Raw genomic sequence first — 21,716 nt, 5'->3', positions numbered from 1 at the left:
GGTTTAGCCATTCAGTAATGTAATCAACGGTGCCATGAGTAGCTTTGATCCAACCGCTAAACGCGTCGACCACACTTGCGAGCGTTACCCGCCTTTTCCCCGGGAGCCGGCCGTCCTGGTGCGGCTGATCAAGCACCTCTACAAGCGGCTGCACACCCAGGCCTGCGTGCGGCTCAAGCCGCATGGCATCAGCCCGCCGGAGTACGAAATCCTGATGATGTTGTATGGGACGCCGGGGCAGGCAATCACGCCAACCGAAGTGGCAGAGGCGGCCAGTGAGAAGCCGGCCAACATCACCCGGCTGACCGATCAATTGCACGAGAAAGGGCTGATTGCGCGCGCCAGCAGCCCGGACGACCGCCGCAAGATCACCTTGACGCTCTCGCCGGCTGGGCTGGCATTGATCGATCGGCTGTTGCCGGAGGCCTGCACCTTGCTGGATGCGGAGACCGCGCAGATCAGCGAGGCCGAGCAGGTGCGCCTTGAGAAACTGCTGAAGAAATTGCTCGCCGGCGTGGACGCAGTCGAACAGTAATCGCTGCTTGCGGGCTTCAAACGACAATGCCGCCTGGCAGTACCAGGCGGCATTGTTTTTAGAGCGGCTAACAAAAACGTAGCGAGCAGCCGTCAGGTGGGTGCGGACGGCGCGGAGGAACCGGAGTGTACGTGGGCACATGCCGATTCCGAGCACCGGCCGCGCCCGCCTGGCGGCTGCGCAGTCGTTTTGATAGTTGCTCTCAACCGAATCTCAAGCCGTTACGGCTTGGACTGCGGCGCTTCCGGCGTGGCGCCGTCGCCACCCTGTGCGCTGAGGCCGCGCTTCTCCAGCAAGGGCTCGATCTGCGGCGCATGCCCGGCGAAGTTCTGGAACAACTCCATCGCATCCACGCTACCGCCGCGCGAAAGCAGGGTCTGACGGAAGCGGTCGCCGTTGGCGCGGCTCAATCCGCCGTGCTGCTTGAACCACTGCTGCGTGTTGGCATCCAGCACTTCGGACCAGATATAGGCGTAGTAGCCGGCCGCATAGCCGCCCATGATGTGGCTGAAATACGGGGTCTTGTAGCGCGGCGGCACCGGCGGGTAGGCGATGCCGTCATCGGCCAGCGCCTTGGCTTCGAACGCCATCACGCCTGCGGCGTCCGGCACCTGGTTGGCGCTGATCTGGTGCCAGTTCTGGTCGAGCATGGCCGCACCCAGATACTCGGTAGTGGCAAAGCCCTGGTTGAACTTGGACGCGGCAATCACCTTGTCCAGCAATGCCTGCGGCATCGGCGTGCCGTTCTGATAATGCTTGGCGTAGTTCTTCAGGATCGACGGCTCGTCGGCCCACATCTCGTTGACCTGCGAGGGAAACTCGACGAAGTCACGCGGCACGCTGGTGCCGGAGAAATACGGGTATTTCACGTCCGAGAACATGCCGTGCAAGGCATGGCCGAACTCATGGAACATGGTGGTCACCTCATCCCAGGTCAGCAGCGTCGGCTGGCCGGCCGGCGGCTTGGGGATGTTGAGGTGGTTGGCCACCACCGGCTTGAAACCGGTCAGCTCCGACTGCGAAACGTAGGAGTTCATCCAGGCGCCACCGCGCTTGGATTCGCGCGCATACATGTCGGCAATGAAGATCGCCAGCTGCTTGCCGTCGGCGTCGAACACGTCATAGACGGTGATGTCGTCGCGGTAGGTCGGCAGGTCGGTGCGTTGCTTGAAGGTCAGGCCGTATTCCTGGTTGGCCGCATAGAACACGCCGTTTTCCAGCACGTTCTTCAGCTCGAAATACGGCTTGAGCTGCGACTCGTCGAAGTTGTACTTGGCCTGGCGCACTTTCTCGCTGTAGTACGCCCAATCCCAGGCTTCCAGCTTGAAGGTCGGCTTGCGTGCGGCCTTTTGTTCCTTGTCGATCATCGCCTGCAGGTCGGCGGCTTCGCGCTTGGCGTTGGCCACCGCGGCCGGTGCCAGTTTGCCGAGCATCGCGTTGACCGCTTCAGGCGTCTTGGCAGTCTGGTTTTCAAGCGAATACGCAGCGTACGTGGGGAATCCCAGCAGCTTGGCCTTGTTGGCACGCAGGGTCATGATGCGCGAGACCAGGGCGGTGTTGTCGTACTGGCCACCATGGCTGCCACGCGACACCGAGGCGGCGTAGATCTTCTTGCGCAGCTCGCGGTTCTTGAGCTGGGTCAGCGGCGGCTGGCCGGTGGTGTTGAGCAGGGCGATCACGTATTTGCCGTCGAGCTTGCGCGCCTTGGCGGCTTCGGCAGCGGCGGCGATCTGTTCGTCAGACAGGCCATCGAGCTGCTTGACGTCATCCACCACCACGGCCGCGGCGTTGACCTCGGCCAGCACGTTCTGGCTGAAGGTGGTGCCCAGGTTGGCCAGCTCGGCGTTCATGGCCTTGAGCGTGGTCTTGTCGGCATCGGACAGCTTGGCGCCATCGCGCACGAAATCGCTGTAGTACTTCTCGACCAGGCGCACGCCTTGCGCATCCAGGCCGAGCTTGCTGCGCTGGTCGTACAGGGTCTGGATGCGCGCGAACAGCTTGCCGTTGAGCGAGATTGCGTCGCGGTGCGCGGCAAACTTGGCCGAGTAGTCGGCCTGCAGTTTCTTGCGCGCATCGTTGGTGTCGGCGCCTACCAGGTTGAAGAACACCGTGGTGGCGCGATCCAGCGTGGCGCCGCTCTTTTCCAGCGCAATGATGGTGTTGTCGAAGGTCGGCTTGGCCTTCTGGTTGGCGATCGCGTCCACTTCCTTCAACTGCGCGGCCATGCCGGCATCGAAGGCAGGCGCAAAGTCGCTGTCCTTGATCTTGTCGAACTGCGGGTAGTGCAGCGGCAGCGTGCTGTCGGCAAAGAACGGGTTGGCGGTCGCGGTCGCCTGGGCGGCGGCGGGTGCGGCGATGCTGTAGGACGGCATGGCAAGTCCCAGGGAAGCGGCCAGGGCAAAGGCAAGACGGGTGGTCAAGAGCGTTACTCCAAAGTGCGAACCGCCGAGGCTAGCGCAGCCGGCCGGGACAGGCGTGTGACAAAAGGCATGGCCGCCAGGCAGACGCGAGCGTGGCGAGACATCGAGGTGGGCCATTTCCTGGCTGTGGGCTGCGCTGCGTTAGGCTTGCGGTTTCCGTTGCGGACCTGCCGATGACCACGCTCTCCACCTACCAGTTCACCGCCCTGGACGGTCAACCCCAGTCGCTGGCCGAGTACGCCGGCAAGGTGGTGCTCGTGGTCAACGTGGCCTCTAAATGCGGTTTTACGCCGCAGTACGCTGGCCTGCAGGCGCTGTGGCAGCGCTACCGCGACCGCGGGCTGGTGGTGATCGGGTTTCCCTGCGATCAGTTCGGTCATCAGGAGCCTGGAGAGGCGGCGGACATCCGCCAGTTCTGCTCGCTGGACTACGCGGTGGATTTTCCGCTCGCGGCCAAGGTCGAGGTCAATGGCAGCGGTGCCCACCCACTGTGGCAATGGCTCAAACACGAAAAACGCGGCGTGCTGGGCTCGGAAGCGATCAAGTGGAATTTCACCAAATTCCTGATCGGCCGCGACGGCGGTGTTTTGGAGCGCTATGCGCCGACCACCAAACCGGAGGCGCTGGCGGCGGATATCGAGCGCGCGCTCGGTGCGTGAGTCGGTAAGTTGCGGCCTACCGTAGGAGCGCCCTCGGGCGCGATGAAGCGTTACCGGGAACGCCCCATCGCGCCCGGGTGCGCTCCTGTGACGATGCGACTTGCTCGCGCAGCAGCCAGATAAAACGCCGCACCGCGCGAGGTCTTCGCGTGGTTGCCCTTACTTCTCGACGAACGCGCGCTCGAACACGTAATGTCCGGGGGTGCCGATGCGTGGCGAAGTTTCGAAACCCCGTGCGTCGAGCAGGGTGCGCAGGTCGGCCAGCATCTGCGGGCTGCCGCAGATCATGAAGCGGTCGTTGGCCGGATCCAGCGCCGGCAACCCCAGCGTCTGCTGCATGCGGCCGTCGGCCATCAGCTCGGTCAGGCGGCCCTGGTTGGCGAACGCCTCACGCGTGACTGCCGGGTAATACAGCAGCTTGTCGTGCAGGAGCTCGCCCAAAAATTCATGCTGCGGCAGCTCGCGCTCGAAATAATCGCGGTAGGCCAGGTCTTTTTCGAAGCGCACGCCGTGGGTGAGGATCACCTTGTCGAAGCGTTCGTAGGTTTCCGGGTCCTTGATGATCGACAGCCACGGCGCCAGGCCGGTGCCGGTGCCCAACAGGTACAGGTTGCGGCCCGGATGCAGGTCGCTGATCAGCAGCGTGCCGGTGGGCTTCTTGCCCACCAGGACCTTGTCGCCCGGCTGGATGTGCTGCAGGCGCGAGGTGAGCGGGCCGTCCTGCACCTTGATGCTGAAGAATTCCAGGTGTTCTTCCCAGTTGGCGCTGGCAATGGAGTAGGCGCGCAGCAGCGGCCGCGTCTCGGTCTCCAGGCCGATCATCACGAACTGACCATTCTCGAACCGGAAGCCGGCATCGCGGGTGGTGGTGAAGCTGAAGTAGGCGTCGGTCCAGTGGCGGACCTCAAGCACCATTTCGGCGCCGAAAGCGGAAGACATGCCGTTTAGTGTCGTAGTGAAGAGTGCCCGCCGATTCTACCTCAAGCTGGCCAAATGAGATGAACTCTCATTTGGCCGGGAGTTGGGAATCGGGAATCGGGAGTCGGTGCAGTGAGCGAGTGGGCCGGGCATGTTGGATCAGCACGCTCAGTCCCTCTCAGCCGCGGGAAGCTGCGTCTACCCATTCCCGAATCCCCATTCCCGATTCCCGCCCCAATCACCGATACCCCGCCGCCTGCAGCTCGAACAGCTCCGCATAGCGCCCGCCTTGTGCCATCAGTTCGGCGTGGGTCCCGCTTGCTTCGATGCGGCCATCGGCCAGTACCAGGATGCGGTCGGCCATGCGTACGCTGGAAAAACGGTGCGAGATCAGCACCGCGGTGCGGTTGTCTGATAGTTCCTTGAAACGCTGGAACACCTCGAACTCGCTGCGCGCATCCAGTGCGGCGGTGGGCTCGTCCAGGATCATCAGCTGCGCATCGCGCATGTAGGCGCGCGCGATGGCGATCTTCTGCCACTGCCCGCCCGACAGGTCCACGCTGTTCTTGAAGCGCCGCCCCACCAGTTGGTTGTAGCCATCGGGCAGGCTGTCGATCAGCTCGGTGGCCATCGCGCGTTGCGCGGCGGTGCGGATGCGATCGGTGTCGTCCATCGCATCCACCTGGCCCACACCGATGTTCTCGCCGATGCTCAGGTGGTAGCGCACGAAGTCCTGGAAGATCACGCCCAGATTGGCGCGCACATCGTCCAGGTCGTAATCGCGCAGGTCGTGGCCGTCGAGCAGGATGCGGCCTTCGTCCGGGTCGTACAGCCGCGCCAGCAGTTTCACCAAAGTCGTTTTGCCGGCGCCGTTTTCGCCGACCAGGGCCAGCACTTCGCCGGCGCGCAGCTCGAAATTCAGATGCCGCATCGTCCAGTGTTCGGCCTCCGGGTGCCGGAAGCCCACGTCCTCGAACACGAAGCCCTGGCGGATCGGCCGCGGCACCGGCAGCGCGTTCGGGCGCGAGCGGATCTCCGGCACAATGTTGAAGAACGAATACAGATCGTCCAGATACAAGGCTTGCCCGGCGACCTGCGAAAACCCGATCAACAGGCCCTCCAGTAATTGCCGCAGGCGCAGGAAGCTGCCGGCCAGGAAGGTCAGATCGCCGATGCTGAAATCGCCGCGCACCGTGCGCCAGGCGATGTAGCCATAGGCCGCGTAATAGCCCAGCGTGCCCAGTGCCGCCAGCAGCGCGCCCCACAGCGCGCGCTTGCGCGCCAGCGCGCGATTGGCCTGGAAGAACTTGTCGGCCAGCCGGCGGTAGCGCGTAATCAGAAACCGGTGCAGGTTGAGGATCTTCACTTCCTTGGCGGTTTCGACGCTGGCACCAACCTGGCGCAGGTAGTCGAGCTGGCGGCGCTCCGGGGTCCACTGGAAGTTGAGCGAATAGCCCAGCGCATTGAAATGCGCCTCGCCGATGAAGGCCGGAATCAACGCAATGGCCAGCAGCACGATCAACCAGGGCGCATACACCAGCAGGCCAACCGCCAGGCTGGCCACGGTGATCGCATCCTGCACCTGGCCGAACAACTGGCTCATCAGGTTCATGCGGTTCATGGTCTGGCGGCGTGCGCGATCCAGCTTGTCCTGCCGGTCGGGGTCTTCGAAATCCTCCAGATCCAGCTGCGCGGCGTGTTCCATCAGCCGCACGCTGGCCGCGTTGTTGAACAACTCCGACAGCAAGGCATCGGCGTAGCCGACCAGGCGGCCGAGCAGGTCCGAGCCGATCGCCAGCGCCAGTTCCAGCGCCAGCAACTCCAGCAGCCGGTTGAGCCGGCCGCTGGCCAATGCCTGGGTCAACGAATCGAATGCCGGCGGTTGGCCCACCAAGTGGATCGCCTCGTCGATGATCAGCTTGCCGATGTACAACGTGGCGATCGGCATCAGCGCGCGCAGCACGCGCAGGCCGATGCTGCTGGCGCTCAACCAGCGGCTGGTCTGCCAGATCTGGCGCAGGAAGGGCGGCAGGTTGCGCAGCGCGTCGAAGCGCTCGCGCAGGGTGGGGCCGGTACGGGGGGCGGGCGCGCTGGCGCCGGGTCGGGATGCTGACATGGGCATAGTGTGCCGGGGGCCGCGTGCGCTGGGGGTGTTGGGGCGCCACAGCGGAGCAGGGCGGTTGTACGTTGCCCGCCCGTGCCCGCGATCAAGCGCGGCGCCGCGAGTGCCCACGCGTCCACGCGCCACGCGCCACGTGATCGCCGCGTGCAACGCTGCCTTCTCCTGGCTGCGCCGGCCTGGCCGGCGGTTTGCTCTAAAATGGCCGGATTGCACCCCCGCCAGCCGTAGAGCCAGCCGTGACCTCGATCAAGCAGGAAGACCTCATCCAGTCCGTCGCCGATGCGCTGCAGTACATCAGCTACTACCACCCGGTCGACTACATCAAGAATCTGTCCGCTGCCTATGAGCGCGAAGAATCGCCGGCCGCCAAGGACGCCATCGCGCAGATCCTGATCAACTCGCGCATGTGCGCCGAAGGCCACCGCCCGATCTGCCAGGACACCGGCATCGTGACCGTGTTCCTGGAAATCGGCATGAACGTGCGCTGGGACGACGCCACGATGGGCGTGGAAGACATGGTCAACGAGGGCGTGCGCCGCGCCTACAACCACCCGGACAACAAGCTGCGCGCCAGCGTGCTGGCCGACCCGGCCGGCAAGCGCGCCAACACGAAGGACAACACCCCGGCGGTGGTCAACACCAAGATCGTGCCGGGCGAACATCTTGAGGTGATCGTGGCGGCCAAGGGCGGCGGCTCGGAGGCCAAGAGCAAGTTCGCCATGCTCAATCCCTCCGATTCCATCGTCGATTGGGTGCTCAAGACCGTGCCGACCATGGGCGCCGGCTGGTGCCCGCCGGGCATGCTCGGCATCGGCATTGGCGGTACCGCCGAAAAGGCCATGCTGCTGGCCAAGGAAGCGCTGATGGAGCCGATCGACATCGTCGACCTGCAGGCCCGTGGCGCCTCCAATCGCGCCGAAGAATTGCGCCTGGAGCTGTACGAAAAGGTCAACGCGCTGGGCATCGGCGCCCAGGGGCTGGGCGGCCTGACCACGGTGCTGGACATCAAGGTCAAGGACTACCCGACCCATGCCGCCAACCTGCCGGTGGCGCTGATCCCGAACTGCGCGGCCACCCGCCATGCGCACTTCACCCTGGATGGCAGCGGCCCGGTGATGCTGGACCCGCCGTCGCTGGAAGACTGGCCCAAGCTCACCTACAACCCGACCAACGCGCGCCGGGTCAACCTGGACACCATCACCCGCGAAGAAGTGGCCAGCTTCAAGCCGGGCGAAGTGGTGCTGCTCAACGGCAAGCTGCTCACCGGCCGCGATGCTGCACACAAGCGCATGATCGACATGCTCAACCGCGGCGAGACCTTGCCGGTCGACTTCACCAACCGCTTCATCTATTACGTTGGCCCGGTCGACCCGGTGCGCGACGAAGTCGTGGGCCCGGCCGGCCCGACCACCGCCACGCGCATGGACAAGTTCACCCGCCAGATGCTCGAACAAACCGGGCTGCTGGGCATGGTCGGCAAGTCCGAGCGTGGCGATGCGGCGATCGACGCCATCCGCGACAACAAGGCCGTGTACCTGATGGCGGTCGGCGGCTCGGCGTACCTGGTGTCCAAGGCGATCAAGGCCGCACGCGTGCTGGCCTTCGAAGACCTCGGCATGGAGGCGATCTACGAATTCGAGGTCAAGGACATGCCGGTGACGGTGGCGGTGGATTCCACCGGCGAATCGGTGCACAAGACCGGCCCGCGGCTATGGCAGTCGCGCATCGGCAAGATTCCGGTAGTGGTGGAATAAGCAAACCTGGAACGGCGACGCACACCCACTGCGTCGCCGTTTTCAGTTTGGGCACCGCGTATATCTGTCATTCGCACGCGGTGTTTGTGCGCTGGAAAAAAGATGCCTGCATGCGTGTCTTACGTGGCAGGACGGCCCAACAGGAACGGGCTATGCTCGGGGTGCACATGCCAGCACCCTCAGGAGAACAGGAATGCTCCGCCTTATCTGCCTTGCCGTCTTGGTGTGCGCCAGCCTGCCGCTGGCAGCGCAGCAAAAGACCCAGCCCACCGTGCTGTTTCCTTCCGGCAACTACGCGCCGCAGCCCACCGCGCCGGTGCCGTTTGCCGAGAAAAAGCCGCTCAAGCCCAGCGACACCACGACGCGCTTTGACGGCCCCTCGGTGATGGAGCGCTGCATCGCGCAGTGCAACCGCAGCGCCGCGCAGTGCAACGCCGACCGGCCAAGCGAAAGCAGTTGCCGCATGGCGGTTGCACCGCGCGGAAAGAGCTGCGACGCAACCCAGAATCCGGCGCAGCGGGCCAATTGCATGGCGCAGGTGTTCGATTGCACCCAGCAGAGCGATGTCAATCGCTGTGAACCGCACAAGCTTGCCTGTTTGCGTTCCTGTACCAACTAGTCCTGTCCCACCTAATGAGGGAGCCTGCATGACCACGACGCTGTACCACGCCCCCAGCACCGCCGCCCTGGTCGTGCACTGGATGTTGATCGAACTGCAGGTGCCGCATGTGCTGCATCCACTGGACTTCGACCGGTGCGAGCAGAAATCCCCCGCGTATCTCGCGCTCAACCCGGCCGGCGTGGTGCCGACCCTGGTGCTGGAGGGGCAGGTGCTGACCGAAGCGGCGGCCATCGTGCTGCACCTGGCCGACCTGCACCCGCAGGCGGGCTTGGCACCGCCGCCGGGAACGCCGGCACGTGCGGCGTACTACCAGTGGATGTTCTTCTGCGCCAACACCTTGCAGCCGGCGTATCGCGCCTGGTTCTACCCGGACGAGCCGGCCGGCGCTGAGCAGGTCGATGCGGCGCAAGCGCAGGCCCGGCAGAAGCTGGAGGCGGCCTGGGCGCAGGTGGACGCGCACCTGCAGGCGCACGGCCCGTATCTGCTGGGCGACACGCTGTCGGCGGCCGATTTCCTGCTGACCATGCTGATGCGCTGGTCGCGCAATATGCCCAAACCCACGGATACCTGGCCCGCCTTGCACGCGCATGCCCAGCGGATGAAGGCGCGGCCTGCCTTCCGGGAGACCTACCGGCGCGAGGGCCTGACCGACTGGACCTGAACGTGCGACGCGCAAGCGAAGCGATGTGTCGATAGTTACAGTTGAGTCCGTATGGTTATGCCTACCAGGGTGTACGATCGCGAGACACACCAGAGAACAGGGGCTCTACCATGTTGCAGTCCGTATCGCGTCGCAAACTGTTGCAATGCGCATGTTGCGCACCGGTGGCTGCTGCCGCTGCCTCGTTGCCGTTCTCGCTGCGCGCCGCGCCCAGCAAGAAGACCGACCTCACCGCCGAACAGGCCCTGCAGGTGCTGCGTGACGGCAACAAGGCGTTCGTCGAGAACCGCCCCAAGAAGGTGATATCCGACGGCAAGCGCCGCCTGGATCTTGCGCTTGGGCAGACCCCGTTCGTGATCCTGGTGTCGTGCTCGGATTCGCGCGTGCCGCCGGAGCTCCTGTTCGGCCGCGGCCTGGGCGAAATGTTCATCGTGCGCAATGCCGGCAACACGGTAGACACCACCGCGCTGGGCTCAATCGAATATGCAGTGAGCCAGCTCGGCGTGCCGTTGGTGGTGGTAATGGGGCATGAAAGCTGCGGCGCGGTGGCGGCGGCGGTGTCGGTGGTCGAGCAGAACGCGTTCTTCCCCGGCGCAATTGGCGCGATGATCGAACCCATCGTCCCGGCCGTGCTGACGGCAAAGAGCAAGGGCGGTGAAGACCTGCTGTCGGCATCGGTGAAGGCAAACGTCAAGCGCACCGTGGACCGCCTGCGTGGTGCCTCCGAGCCGGCATTGCTGGAACCGCTGCGGGGCGGTAGCTGCCGTGTGGTCGGCGCCTACTACACGCTCAAGGACGGCAAGGTCGATTTCTTCGACGTCTGAGGCGGTGGCAACGCGCCGGCCTGCAGACTTTTCTGCTCCTGCTGCGCTGAAACATCTGAATTGAAAAAGCCGGCAGCGATGCCGGCTTTTCTCATGGCAACTGATTGTGCCGTCGCTGCTGCGACAACATCGGCCTCCAGGATTTACCGCTGGCGTTGACGGGCCTGCGTGCATCCCTGCGGCCGACGCATCAGAACCATTCCAGCAACGACACGCCCACGCCCACATAGGTGGCCTTGTGGTTGTAGTCGATCAGGCTCTCGCCGTAGCCATCGAACACCTGCACGTGGCCGCGCAACAGGTTGGTGATCGGGAAGCCGTAATCCAGTTGCACCGAGCCGTGCGAGCGGTCGCCGCCACGCAGCGAATGCCGGGCAATCAAGGCGAATTCGTGGCCATCCTTGTTATAGACCAGGGTGGCGTCGCCGCGGCCCATGTAATCCTCAATATCCGGATTATTGTCGTCGGCACGGTCTTCCTTGATACGGAACCACGGGCGCAAGGTCAGCGCCCAGTTTTCGCGATCCAGGCCGATGTTGAGGATCACCCGGTTCCAGGAACGCGACAGCGGGTCTTCGCGGCCGTTGGACATGTGATTGATGCTGATGCCGCTCATGCGGCCTTTCCAGCCGAAGATGCTGTAGTTGTTGCGAAACACCAGCATCGCTTCCGGCTCGTAATTGGTCTCGCGGAACGGGCGCGAGGCATCGGAGTTATAGGCCTGCCAGCGCGAGCTCTGGGTATAGCCCATCCAGATATCGCCGTTGTCGCCGAACAGATCCTCAACCACCTTGGTCTTGAAGCTCAGCTGGAACTTCAACTCGGCGCTGTCCAGTTGCTGTGGCGTGCTGACCGAGTTGGCTGGGTTCGGCGACTGCGGCGTGCGGTTGGTGTCGCTGGTCCAGAATGCCGGCAACAGGTAGACCGGCTTGTAGCCACGCAGCTGAAAGGTGCCCAGCTTGGAATCCTTGGCCAGCTCCCAGCGGCGGTCCAGCAGCGAGCCGCGGCCGGCATTGGCGACCGCTTCTTCCTTCGGCTGGTCCTGGCCGTCGGCGCGGAAGAAATCGCCCACGCGGCTGATCTTGCGGGTGTCTTCCGATTTGGCGGCCTGCTTGGCCAACTGCGCGGCGGCATCTGCCTCCTGCACGGCCTGCGGGGTATATCCCAGCGCCTGGTCGTAGCACGCCAGACGCGCGGCATCCGAAGTCACGGAGGTACAGGCCTGCGGCGATGCTGGCTGTGGAGCGATTTCCTGCCCATGCGCCAGCGGCGCAGCGGCCAGGGCGATTAGCATTAGGGGACGGGTACGGTGCTTGGACATGGGTGCTGGCCGAGGTGGAGGCGCCACACAGGCGCAGAAGGACGCAGGATAACGGTCGCGTCTGCATAAGCCATGTGTACACGGCGGCATAACAAGTCGGACGCGACTGCCGCCGCCGCGGGGCCAATGGTGCGCGCGCGGTTGCCGGCCTGCGGTTGTTGTCGCCTCAGAAAAACCAGGCGATCGCGAACACGCCCAGCATGCACATGCCCAGCGCCAGCTTGGTGGCAGTGCCGAATACGATGCCCAGCCAGGTGCCGATCCCCACCTTGGTGGCCTGACCGGTCTTGCGGGTCTGCCAGTACTCGCCGATCCACGCGCCAGCAAAGGGGCCCACGAACAGTCCGATCGGCATGAAGAAAATTCCGGCAATGGCGCCGATCACCGAGCCCCACAGCGCCAGCTTGCTGGCGCCGACCCGCTGCGCGCCGTACACCGTGGCCAGAAAGTCGATCAGGAAGGACAGCGCCGTCATGACGCCCAGCACCACCAGCGCGACCCATCCCACATGCGCGAAGCCGTCCGCCCAGGCCGCCAGCAACAGGCCGGCAAACACCAGCGGCAACCCGGGCAAGGCCGGCAGGATCACCCCGGCAAGCCCGACCAGGACCAGCACGCCGGCCAAAATGTAGTAGACGACGGTGGTGTCCATGATGGTCTAAAAATGTCCTATTTCAGGGTTGACAAAAATGCGCAAGGGGTGCTTGAAATTTCGTTTTGTGCGGGTTAAGTTGCAGCCGCAGCTGTTTGCCGGGGTCACAGTGAATCGTGGCCTGATGCGGTAGATCGACCGATCCGCTACATCCTTGTACCTCGCTTCCTCCTTGCAACCAGCCACCGCCGCCAATTCCATACATAGTGTCGTAGGGAGTCAGTCGAGATGTCCAACATCGAACGCGAAAATGGTGTCGTGAAGTGGTTCAACGATGCCAAGGGCTTCGGCTTCATCAGCCGCGAAAATGGCGAGGATGTGTTCGTGCATTTCCGCGCGATCCAGATCCAGGGCTTTAAGAGCCTCAAGGAAGGTCAGAAGGTCAGCTTTACCGTCGTGCAAGGCCAGAAGGGCCTGCAGGCCGACGCGGTGCAGGTGGTCTGAGCACAGGCGTCGCGCAGACGGCAGAAAGGCCCGTTGCCGGGCCTTTCTGATCACTCCGGTTTGAAGCGGCGTGCGCTTAGCGCAGCACGACCTTGCCGTTGACCACGCGCACATAGGCGTTTTCGCGCACGCCGGCCAGGTCGCGCTGGTTGACCATGATCACGCGGCCATCGTCCATGCGCACCTGCACGTCGTAGCTCTCGCTGGTGACGTTGTTCTGGATCGCGTTGCCGGCCAGGGCGCCTGCAGCGGCGCCGGCAACGGCAGACACGTTCTTGTTGCCCTTGCTGCCGCCGGTCTCCTTGGAGATCTGGCGTCCAGCGACCGCGCCGACAATGCCGCCGAGCACCGCGCCGGTGCCGGTCGGAGCGCTGCGGGTGGGGCCAACCTCATCGATGCGGGTGACGATGCCGCAATCCAAGCAGCGGTTCTGCTGCGAGTAGCCGCCCTGGTCGTAGCCGCGGTCGCCGCGATAGCTGCCGTACTGCGGCTGGGAGGTGGCGCAGCCGACCAGGGTTGCGGTGGCGGCCAGGCCAATGACGAGCAGTCGGGTCTTCATGAGGTCTCTCCAGGGATTCAGTAGGCGGTCGGGGCCGCGGCGACGTCATCCTGTGATGGTCCAGGTGAACGGCCTGCCAACTGGATCACTCCAGGCTTAACGAAACCCGAGCGAGGCCTTCATCGAAAGTCACGGTGGCAGGCCTCACAGGCCTCGGAAATCTGCGTCCGCGCCTGTGCCAGCACAGCGCAATCAAGGTTTGGCGCGTGCAGTGGCGCAGCGATCGCAGCACGCAGTGCCTGCGCGTGTTCGCCAAAGCGCCGGTCTTCGCCCAGGTCGCCGAACACCGGCTCCAGGTCAGTGGCCAACAGCTGCAGTGTCTGTAGCCGCGCGCGTTGTCTGGCTGGTTCACAGCTGCTGCCGGATGGGCCGGGCAGGGCGCGCAGTTGATGGTCCATGATCTGCATCAGGCTGTCTGGCACCGGGGCGCGCCGTGCCTGCAGCGTGCGCGCCACCATCACCGTGCAGACCAGGCCGAGCAGCACGCCCAGCACGAGAACGAACCCATAGCGTGCCGCATGGGATTGCGCGGGAGGCGGTGCGGACATGGCTGCTCCAGGTGAGCGCGCCGTGGATGGGGCGCGTAAAATAGGCCGATGAAAGCACAATGGCGTGAACGCTTTGCCGGTATCGACCGGCTGTACGGAGTTGGCACGGTGGAGCGGCTGGCCGAGTGCCGGATCGCGGTAGTGGGCATGGGCGGGGTGGGCTCGTGGGTGGTGGAGGCGCTGGCCCGCACCGGCGTGGGCCATCTGCGGCTGATCGATGCCGACGATCTATGTGTGTCCAACACCAATCGGCAGCTCCCGGCGCTGGCCGGCCAGTACGGGCGCAACAAGGCGCGCGCAATGGCCGAGCGCTGCGTGGCAATTAATCCGGAGATCGAGGCCGATGCGGTGGAGTCATTTCTTACCGCCGGCAATATCGAGAGCCTGCTGGGCGAGGGCTTCGATCTGGTGATCGATGCCTGCGACAGTTTTCGCGTGAAAGTCGAAACCATCGCCTGGTGCCGGCGTCGCAAGCTGCCGCTGCTGACGGTGGGCGCGGCGGGCGGGCGTACCGACCCGACCCTGGTGCGTGTACGCGATGTCTCGCGCACCGAGCACGACGCGATGCTGGCACTGATCCGCAAGAAGCTGCGCAGCGACTTCAACTTTCCGAAAAGCGCCAAGCGCTACTTCGGCGTACCGGCGGTGTATTCGCTGGAGAACGTGAAGTACCCGCAAGCCGATGGCAGCGTTTGCGGCATTCGTCCGCAACTGGGCGCCGATGCCGCGCTCAAGCTGGACTGTGGTGCCGGGCTGGGCGCGGCCACCCACATCACCGGCACGTTCGCGTTCGTCGCGGTCGGGAAAGCGCTTGAGATGTTGCTCAAGCCCAAGAGCGCGGCAGCGTTGCCTGCCACGACGGATGCGGCGTCGTCGTAGCGTCTGGCCGCTGGTCTGCCAGTGATGGCGTGCTAGCGCACGCCGTCAGGCCTGCAAGCCGAACAGCCGCCGCGCGTTGGCGCTGGTTTGCGCCGCGATCGCTTCGGCCGGCTCGCCGCGTAGCTGCGCAATGCAGTCCAGCACGGTGCGCAGACGCGCCGGTTCGTTGCGTTGCCCGCGAATCCCCGCGTCCGGCTGGTCGGGCGCATCGGTTTCCAGCAGCAGATGCTGCAGCGGCATCTGCGCGGCCAAGCCGCGCAGGCGATTGGCGCGCGGATAGGTGACCGGCCCGCCAAGGCCGATCATGAAATCCAGCTTCCACAATTGCTGTGCCTGTTCCGGGCTGCCGGCAAAGCTGTGCACCACGCCGCGGATGCCGCCTACCGCCTTGATGCGCGCAATGACCTCCTCGACGGCGCGGCGCGCATGCACGATCAGCGGCAGATCGAAGCGCTTGGCGAGCTGTAGCTGGCCATCGAAGTAGTGCCGCTGGGTCTGCGCATCCAGGCCGTCGAGAAAGAAATCCAGGCCGCATTCGCCGATGGCGCACGGGCGCTCGCGCGCAATCCACTCGGCCAGCAATTCCAGATGTTCAGGACGATGCTGGTCCAGAAAGATCGGGTGCAGCCCGTACGCGGGATGCAGGCCCGGTGCCAGCGCGCAGGCTTCACGCAGGCCTGGCCAGCTGGCGGCGGTGATCGCCGGCACCACCTGCTGCATGACGCCGGCGGCCTGTGCCCGCGCAATCACCGCGGCGCGGTCGGCGTCGAACTCGCTTGCGTCCAGATGGCAGTGGCTGTCGATCAACCGCATCAGTCGCGCCGCACCGGTGCAGGCAGTGGCACCTTGCGCGTCTTCCAGTTGGCCAGCAGCAAGGTGCTCAGGCCGAACAGCAGTTCGTCCAGGAACGGAATGGGATCAGGCACCACCATGTCGACCAGGAACAGGGCGGCCGCCAGCTTGAACAAGGTGGGATATCGCAGCTTGCTGGCCCAGTCCAGGGCGCGTGAAGTCAGTGGATTACGCATGCGCAGGCTCCTGCTATTAGCGATGCATGAAGTAACCGCTAGCTGAACTTAACTGCGGCATTCATGAGCGAGGGCGTTTTTGTTCAGGGTTCCCGTGCTGGAATCACGCCGTCAACAACGCGGCGTGTCCGCACGGAGCTGGTCATGAAGAGCAATACGACAACTATACTGGTCGCTGCTGGAGCGTTGCTGGTCGGAGGCGTGGCCACGGCTGCCTTCATGAATAACCGCCCGTCCTCGGGTGATTTCGTCGCCAACGGCGAGCCCGCACCGCGCGGCCTGGAATATGCCGATGTGGTGAAGGTTGCACCGATCACCGAGCGCGAGCCGCAGTACGCGCAGGTCATCAACAGCAACGCCATTCGCGAAACCACCACCAGCTCCTCGCCGCGCGAAGTCTGCCGCGACGTGGTGGTGCAGGAGCGCCTGCCCGAACGCGACGGCAACGTCGGCGGCACGGTGGCCGGTGCCGTGATCGGCGGTCTGCTGGGTAACCAGGTGGGCGGCGGCAACGGCCGCAAGCTCGCCACCGTGGCCGGTGCAGTGGGCGGCGGCATGGTCGGCAACCGCGTCGATCGCAATCACGTGGGTGGCCGCGTGGTCGACCGCACCGAGCGTCAGTGCCATACCGAAAATGCCAACTCGCAGTCCTCGCGCGTGGTCGGCTATGACGTGACCTACCGCAATCAGGATGGCACCACCGCCACCATGCGCATGGACAGCAAGCCGGGCGAGCGCATTTCGCTGGGCGATGCCGACAACGTGGTGGGCTACGACGTGACCTACCGCTATGACGGTTTCGAGAAGACCGTGCGCATGAACGACAAGCCGGCCAGCGAGCGCCTGCCGGTGGTGGATGGTCAGCTGGTGACGCAGGCCGCGTCGGCCGTGGACCGCCCGAGCAGCAGCACCCGTCAGTAAGCGTCAACGCGCACCAGCAGTTGGGTGCGCAGTAGAGAGAAGAGCCGGCATTGCCGGCTCTTCTCGTTTATGGGGACGCCGCGGCGCTGCCCGCGCGCAGAGCGCTCGCCTGTGGATGGCCGCCTGTGGACGGCGCAACTGGCAGATAATCGCCGCATCCCACCTGGAGGCGCGCAATGCCGGTACGGCCTGATGACTTGTTCGACGTGCGTGCGCAGCTCAGCGATGACGAACGCGCGGTGCAGGATGCGGTGGCACGTTTCACCGATACGCGGGTGCTGCCCGGCATCGGCGAGGCCTTCGATGCCGCGCGCTTCCCGCGTGAGCTGGTGCCCGAGCTGGCGTCGCTGGGCTTGCTGGGTGCCAGCCTGCCGGTGAGCGAGGGCGGCGCCGGCCTGGGCGCGGTGGCGTACGGGCTGATCTGCCAGGAGCTGGAGCGCGGCGATAGCGGCTTGCGCAGCTTTGTCAGCGTGCAATCGTCGCTGTGCATGTATCCCATCCATGCCTATGGCAGCGACGCACAACGGCGCCAGTGGCTGCCGGAGATGGCCGCCGGCCGGGTGATCGGCTGTTTCGGCTTGAGCGAGGCGCAAGGTGGTTCGGACCCGGCGGCGATGACCACGCGCGCGGTGCGCGACGGTGACGGTTGGCGGCTGCGTGGCGCCAAGATGTGGATCACCAACGGCAGCATCGCGGACCTGGCAATCATCTGGGCACATACCTATGACGGCGTGCGTGGCTTTCTGGTGGACACGCGCAGCGAGGGCTTCCGTGCGCAGGACATCGGCCACAAGATGAGCCTGCGCGCCTCGGTCACCTCGGCGGTGTTCCTGGACGATGTCTTCGTGCCCGAGCAGCAACGCTTGCCGGATGCACTGGGATTGAAGGCGCCGCTGGGCTGCCTGAGCCAGGCGCGCTTCGGCATCGCCTGGGGCGCGATCGGGGCGGCGGTCGCCTGCCTGCACGAGGCGCTGGCTTACAGCGGCGAACGCATTCTGTTCGGTCGGCCCCTGGCGGCCACGCAAAGCGCGCAGATCAAGCTGGCCGACATGGCGCGCCGGATCGCCACCGCGCAGCTGCTGGCGCTGCAACTAGGGCGGCTGAAGGAGGCCGGCACGCTGCGCCCGGAACAGATCTCGCTAGCGAAGTGGAATAATTGCCGCATGGCACTGGATGTGGCGCGCGAGTGCCGCGACCTGCTTGGGGCGGCGGGGATCACCACCGAGCACGTGGCGATCCGGCATGCGCTGAATCTGGAATCGGTGATTACCTACGAGGGCACCGAAACCGTGCATCAACTGGTGGTAGGACGGGCCCTGACCGGGCTCAATGCGTTCTGACGAGGAGTGGGTGCTTGATCGGCAAGGATGTGATGCAGCGCCTGCGTGGCGTGTGGTGGGGAGTGTGGGTGTGCCTGGCCGTCGTTGCGGTGCTGGCGGTGCCGGCCGCGCAGGCCAGTGATGCGCCGCGTATGGCGCCCGCGCCGGCCTGGGTGGTGGCCGACGCCGTGCCGGACAAGGTGGCCGGCACCAGCGGCTTGCGCTATGAACTGGTGTCCGACCAGATCGATCTGACCGGCCGCGCGCCGCAGGCGTACCGGCGGCTGAGCTACAGCGTGCGGCGCGAAAAAGACCTGGAGGAGGCCGGGCAGATCTCGATCGACTACCAGCCGCAGTACCAGCAGCTGGTGCTCAACAGCCTGGAGGTCTGGCGCGACGGTCGCCGGATCGACATGCGCACGCAGGCGCATTACGCGCGGCTGCGCCGCGAGAGCGGCTTGGAGGAAGGGCTGATCGATGGCGCACTGACACTGTCGATCACCGTGCCGGACCTGCGCGTGGGTGACCGTGTCGACTACGGCGTGACCCTCACCGGCAGTAACCCGGTGTTTGGCCAGGGCTATTACGACGTCTTCGATGCGCGCTACGGCGTGCCCTTGGGCGAGCGCCGGGTGCGGGTGCGCTATCCCTCCACGTTGTCGTTGCAATGGAAGATCGCCGCGCCGGGCTTTAGCCGGCATGTCAGCAGTGCCGACGGGGGACCACGCTGGAGATCGCCGCGAGCAACATTGCCGCGGTGCAGCCGGAGAAAGATGCCCCCGACGATGTCGACCCCTATGGCGTGATCGAAGTGTCGACCGCCGGCAGCTGGGGCGCGGTGGCAGCATGGGCGCTGCAGCTGTACCCGCACGCGTTCAAGGATGCGCAGGTGGCCGCCGGCATGGTGCAGAGCCTGCAGCTGCGCAACACCGATCCTCAGGGCGCGCTGCTGCGCGCAGTGGCCTTCGTGCAGGGCGAGATCCGCTATGTGGGCCTGGACATGGGCGAGAACTCGCACGCCCCGCATGCGCCGGAGGTGACGCTGCGTAACCGCTACGGCGACTGCAAGGACAAGGCCACGCTGCTGATCGCGCTGCTGCAACTGGCCGGCATCCGCGCCGAGCCGGTGCTGGTGCACAGCGAGCGCGGCCATGGTCTGGCAAACCGCCTGCCAAGCCCGTATGCCTTCGATCATGTGGTGGTGCGCGCGCATCTGCCGCAGGGCGAGGTATGGGTGGATGCCACCCGCGACCGCGAGCAAGGTCCACTGGCGCAGCGCCGCCCACTGCCGTTCGTGCGCGGCTTGCCGGTGGTTGCCGGGCAGACCGAGCTGGTCGCGGTGCCCGCGCCGCGGCCGACGGTGCCGCAGGTTGAGGTGGAAGAAGACATCCATATCGCTATGGGGGATTCGCCGCGCGTGGCGACCTTCAGCGTGGACACGGTGTATCGCCAGGGCTACGGCGATCCGGTCGCGGCGCGGTTCGACGCCGACGGTGCCGAGGCGGTGGGCGAACGCTATCTGGAGTACATGCAGCAGTACTACACCGCGCTGACCCAGCAGGAGGAGCCGACGCTCACCCAGCCGGACGATCGCTCGCAGGCGCGCACCCACGAGTCCTACCGGCTTGAATGGGCCAAGGACGAAGGCGACGAGGTCGGCTTCCCGCTGTTCCAGCTCAGCGACTGGATGGACACGCTGCCAAGCGCCGCGCGAAAAAGCCCGCTGGCCCTGGAAGGCCCGCGGCTGGCGCGCCAGACCGTGCGCGTGCACGTGACGCCTGCGATCTCGGTAAAGGCGCAGCGCGATGAGGTGGCCAACCCGTGGTTCCGCTTCTCGCGCACCGTGGCCATGCGCGATGGCACCTTGGAGATCGTCGGCGAGTGGCAGCGGTTGTCCGACCGCATTCCGCCGAACGGCATCAAGCGTGCGGCGGCCGACATGGAGCGTGCGCGCGACCTGCTGTATTTCAACCACGATCTGGCAAAGCCGGCGCCGCGCGCGCCGACCAACTGGCGCGCACTGCTGCAGCCGATGGCAGCGCTGGGGGCGTTGATCGTGCTGCTGTTGGGGTGCGTGGTGTGGTGGCGCCTCGGTGGACTGGGCGGAATGCTGTTCGACCCGTATGCCGTTGCGCAACGCATGCCGCAGCAGCCAGGCCTGCGCTGGAGCGCGTGGATCACCGCAGCGGTCTCTGCGGCATTGATGGCCTGGATGCTGTTGCAGAGCTGGCCACTGTGGGCGCGGCTGGCAGGCGGCGTCGGCTTCTATGCGCTGGCCGTGCTCGGCGGCGTGTTGCTGAAGCCGGTGTTGCGCTGGATGGGCAGCACCGCGTCGCTGGGCCGCGTGCTGCCTGCCGCCTTGGGCAGCGCCTTGCCGTGGCTGGTGTGCCTGCTGGCCGGGCTGGTGGCGCTCGCTGGCGATGTCACGTTGCTGCGGACCGGCGCGCGCAACGGGGCGGAACTGGCGCAACTGGCGATGTACGTGTTCGTGCTGCTGCTGGGTGCGCTGTGGTGGGCGATTGCCGCGCTGCAGGCCGTGGCCGGCGCGGCGCAGTGCGGGCGCGCCCGTGCGTTCGGGGCGCTGGCGTTGACCGCGTCGCTGCTGGGCATGCTGATCGCGGTGATCGGTGTGCCGCTCGCGTTATGGGTGATGCGCTGATCGGCGTGCGGTTCGCAAGGCGTTGATGGATCCAGCTAATTCAGCGCCGCAATGACGGCAGGGCGGCGGCTGCAGGCCATCTACTTCGCTGCGGGCGGCAGTAGGCAGGTGGATGACTGGCAGATGCGTCCGGCCGCGTGCACGCCCGCGGCAGGGCTTTGCAAAGCCGCGAAGGGCTGTGACACTGCCAGCCCCTCGTTGCTGCCGCGGAGTCAGCGTGACCTCGACCATGCGTCCCCCCCTGACCGTGCATGGCATGTCCAGCTCGGGCAACTGCTACAAGGTGCGTCTGCTGCTGGAGCAGCTCGGCAGCCGCTACCACTGGGTCGAGGTCGATAGCGTTTCCGGCGAGACCCGCACGCCCGAGTACCTGGCCAAGAATCCCAACGGCAAGGTGCCGATGGTGGAACGCGACGACGGCCGCGTGCTGACCGAATCCAACGCCATCCTGTTCTGGCTGGCCGAAGGCACGCCGTACCTGCCCACCGACACCTGGCAACGCGCGCAGGCGCTGAGCTGGATGTTCTTCGAACAGTACAGCCATGAGCCCTATGTGGCGGTAGCGCGCTTCATCAGCCTGTGGACGCCGCGCGATGCCGCACGCCGAGCCGAGCTGCCGCAGCTGCGCGCGGGCGGCGAGCAGGCGCTGGCGGTGATGGAACAGCACCTGCGCCAGCATGCCTGGTTCACCGGCGCCGACTACGGCATCGCCGACATCGCGTTGTTCGCCTATACCCATTGCGCCGAAGACGGCGGCTTCGATCTGGAGCGTTGGTCGGCGATTGACGGCTGGTTGCAGCGGGTGCGCGCGCTGCCGGGCTTCGTGGCGATGCCTGCGCCGGTGAGCGCATGAGCGGCCGGCAGGAGCACT

The 21,716-nt window shown here is 65.5% G+C and carries 20 protein-coding genes, 1 other RNA gene and 1 pseudogene; 12 read left to right on the top strand and 10 right to left on the bottom strand.

The features are described 5' to 3' along the window. The first annotated feature begins 34 nt into the window (after window positions 1–34). The gene (locus tag ACCQ09_RS14255) at window positions 35–535 is read left to right on the top strand and encodes a MarR family winged helix-turn-helix transcriptional regulator (RefSeq protein ID WP_011036602.1); all 501 of its coding nucleotides are present in this window, start codon (window positions 35–37) and stop codon (window positions 533–535) included. 65 nt (window positions 536–600) lie between these two features. Here the strand turns inward: ACCQ09_RS14255 and ACCQ09_RS14250 are convergent. Together ACCQ09_RS14250 and ACCQ09_RS14245 are read right to left on the bottom strand one after the other, a co-directional pair. Further along, window positions 601–676: non-coding RNA, sX9 sRNA (locus tag ACCQ09_RS14250), on the bottom strand. A gap of 80 nt (window positions 677–756) precedes the next feature. Continuing rightward, entirely contained in the window at window positions 757–2,955 is a 2,199-nt protein-coding gene (locus ACCQ09_RS14245) for a M3 family metallopeptidase (RefSeq protein WP_200902593.1), read from the bottom strand. A gap of 173 nt (window positions 2,956–3,128) precedes the next feature. Between ACCQ09_RS14245 and ACCQ09_RS14240 the strand changes: the two genes are divergently transcribed. Continuing rightward, window positions 3,129–3,614, top strand: coding sequence for a glutathione peroxidase (locus tag ACCQ09_RS14240; RefSeq protein WP_040941538.1), 486 nt, complete (start codon window positions 3,129–3,131; stop codon window positions 3,612–3,614). Between the two features lie 159 nt (window positions 3,615–3,773). Here the strand turns inward: ACCQ09_RS14240 and ACCQ09_RS14235 are convergent, their stop codons facing one another. Together ACCQ09_RS14235 and ACCQ09_RS14230 are read right to left on the bottom strand one after the other, a co-directional pair. Further along, window positions 3,774–4,553 carry a ferredoxin--NADP reductase gene (locus ACCQ09_RS14235; protein WP_040941537.1) on the bottom strand — a complete coding sequence of 260 codons (780 nt, stop codon included), beginning with the start codon at window positions 4,551–4,553 and terminating at the stop codon, window positions 3,774–3,776. A gap of 217 nt (window positions 4,554–4,770) precedes the next feature. Beyond that, a complete protein-coding gene (locus ACCQ09_RS14230) occupies window positions 4,771–6,648 on the bottom strand; it encodes an ABC transporter ATP-binding protein (RefSeq protein ID WP_228428015.1) in 1,878 nt (625 codons plus the stop codon). Window positions 6,649–6,890: 242 nt separating this feature from the next. Here ACCQ09_RS14230 and ACCQ09_RS14225 point away from each other — a divergent pair, with 242 nt between their 5' ends. The 4 genes from ACCQ09_RS14225 (at window position 6,891) to ACCQ09_RS14210 (ending at window position 10,515) form a co-directional block, all read left to right on the top strand. Further along, window positions 6,891–8,408: a fumarate hydratase gene (locus ACCQ09_RS14225; protein ID WP_228428013.1), complete on the top strand. Its 1,518-nt coding sequence runs from the start codon at window positions 6,891–6,893 to the stop codon at window positions 8,406–8,408. Window positions 8,409–8,601: 193 nt separating this feature from the next. After that, window positions 8,602–9,027: a hypothetical protein gene (locus tag ACCQ09_RS14220; RefSeq protein WP_228428011.1), complete on the top strand. Its 426-nt coding sequence runs from the start codon at window positions 8,602–8,604 to the stop codon at window positions 9,025–9,027. 28 nt (window positions 9,028–9,055) lie between these two features. Next, entirely contained in the window at window positions 9,056–9,691 is a 636-nt protein-coding gene (locus ACCQ09_RS14215; protein ID WP_228428009.1) for a glutathione S-transferase family protein, read from the top strand. A 185-nt stretch (window positions 9,692–9,876) separates the two neighbouring features. Further along, entirely contained in the window at window positions 9,877–10,515 is a 639-nt protein-coding gene (locus ACCQ09_RS14210; RefSeq protein WP_029216862.1) for a carbonic anhydrase, read from the top strand. Window positions 10,516–10,705: 190 nt separating this feature from the next. Here the strand turns inward: ACCQ09_RS14210 and ACCQ09_RS14205 are convergent, their stop codons facing one another. Both ACCQ09_RS14205 and ACCQ09_RS14200 read right to left on the bottom strand, forming a co-directional pair. Then, complete coding sequence (locus ACCQ09_RS14205; protein ID WP_040941535.1) at window positions 10,706–11,836, bottom strand: phospholipase A; 1,131 nt, start codon at window positions 11,834–11,836, stop codon at window positions 10,706–10,708. 166 nt (window positions 11,837–12,002) lie between these two features. After that, window positions 12,003–12,488: a DUF456 domain-containing protein gene (locus ACCQ09_RS14200; RefSeq protein WP_011036612.1), complete on the bottom strand. Its 486-nt coding sequence runs from the start codon at window positions 12,486–12,488 to the stop codon at window positions 12,003–12,005. 228 nt (window positions 12,489–12,716) lie between these two features. Between ACCQ09_RS14200 and ACCQ09_RS14195 the strand changes: the two genes are divergently transcribed. Continuing rightward, window positions 12,717–12,932: a cold-shock protein gene (locus ACCQ09_RS14195; protein ID WP_003483561.1), complete on the top strand. Its 216-nt coding sequence runs from the start codon at window positions 12,717–12,719 to the stop codon at window positions 12,930–12,932. Between the two features lie 76 nt (window positions 12,933–13,008). On the opposite strand, the gene ACCQ09_RS14190 is transcribed toward ACCQ09_RS14195, so the two are convergent. After that, window positions 13,009–13,491 (bottom strand): glycine zipper 2TM domain-containing protein, encoded by a 483-nt coding sequence (locus ACCQ09_RS14190; RefSeq protein ID WP_040941534.1) that lies wholly within the window; start codon window positions 13,489–13,491, stop codon window positions 13,009–13,011. A 119-nt stretch (window positions 13,492–13,610) separates the two neighbouring features. Next, window positions 13,611–14,039 (bottom strand): hypothetical protein, encoded by a 429-nt coding sequence (locus tag ACCQ09_RS14185; protein ID WP_040941533.1) that lies wholly within the window; start codon window positions 14,037–14,039, stop codon window positions 13,611–13,613. Between the two features lie 48 nt (window positions 14,040–14,087). Between ACCQ09_RS14185 and ACCQ09_RS14180 the strand changes: the two genes are divergently transcribed. Continuing rightward, window positions 14,088–14,918 carry a tRNA threonylcarbamoyladenosine dehydratase gene (locus ACCQ09_RS14180; RefSeq protein ID WP_040941532.1) on the top strand — a complete coding sequence of 277 codons (831 nt, stop codon included), beginning with the start codon at window positions 14,088–14,090 and terminating at the stop codon, window positions 14,916–14,918. Window positions 14,919–14,963: 45 nt separating this feature from the next. On the opposite strand, the gene ACCQ09_RS14175 is transcribed toward ACCQ09_RS14180, so the two are convergent. Beyond that, window positions 14,964–15,731, bottom strand: coding sequence for a TatD family hydrolase (locus ACCQ09_RS14175; protein ID WP_012438777.1), 768 nt, complete (start codon window positions 15,729–15,731; stop codon window positions 14,964–14,966). After that, window positions 15,731–15,946: a DUF6116 family protein gene (locus ACCQ09_RS14170; RefSeq protein WP_011036617.1), complete on the bottom strand. Its 216-nt coding sequence runs from the start codon at window positions 15,944–15,946 to the stop codon at window positions 15,731–15,733. Before ACCQ09_RS14170 ends, ACCQ09_RS14175 begins: the two co-directional genes overlap by 1 nt. A gap of 144 nt (window positions 15,947–16,090) precedes the next feature. Here ACCQ09_RS14170 and ACCQ09_RS14165 point away from each other — a divergent pair, with 144 nt between their 5' ends. The 4 genes and pseudogenes from ACCQ09_RS14165 (at window position 16,091) to ACCQ09_RS14150 (ending at window position 21,698) form a co-directional block, all read left to right on the top strand. Further along, window positions 16,091–16,867, top strand: a complete 777-nt coding sequence (locus ACCQ09_RS14165) for a glycine zipper 2TM domain-containing protein (RefSeq protein WP_040941531.1) — start codon at window positions 16,091–16,093, stop codon at window positions 16,865–16,867. A 176-nt stretch (window positions 16,868–17,043) separates the two neighbouring features. Further along, window positions 17,044–18,207, top strand: a complete 1,164-nt coding sequence (locus ACCQ09_RS14160; RefSeq protein ID WP_040941530.1) for an acyl-CoA dehydrogenase family protein — start codon at window positions 17,044–17,046, stop codon at window positions 18,205–18,207. A 92-nt stretch (window positions 18,208–18,299) separates the two neighbouring features. Next, a pseudogene (locus ACCQ09_RS14155) lies at window positions 18,300–20,845 on the top strand (DUF3857 domain-containing protein). 229 nt (window positions 20,846–21,074) lie between these two features. Then, entirely contained in the window at window positions 21,075–21,698 is a 624-nt protein-coding gene (locus ACCQ09_RS14150) for a glutathione S-transferase family protein (RefSeq protein ID WP_040941529.1), read from the top strand. The last annotated feature ends 18 nt before the right edge of the window (window positions 21,699–21,716 follow it).

Origin of the sequence: Xanthomonas sp. NCPPB 2586, from assembly GCF_041475775.2 — a bacterium.
Taxonomy (GTDB): Bacteria; Pseudomonadota; Gammaproteobacteria; order Xanthomonadales; family Xanthomonadaceae; genus Xanthomonas; species Xanthomonas campestris.
Note: the sequence above shows the minus strand (reverse complement) of the source record. Positions and strands in the feature narration are given on the sequence as shown.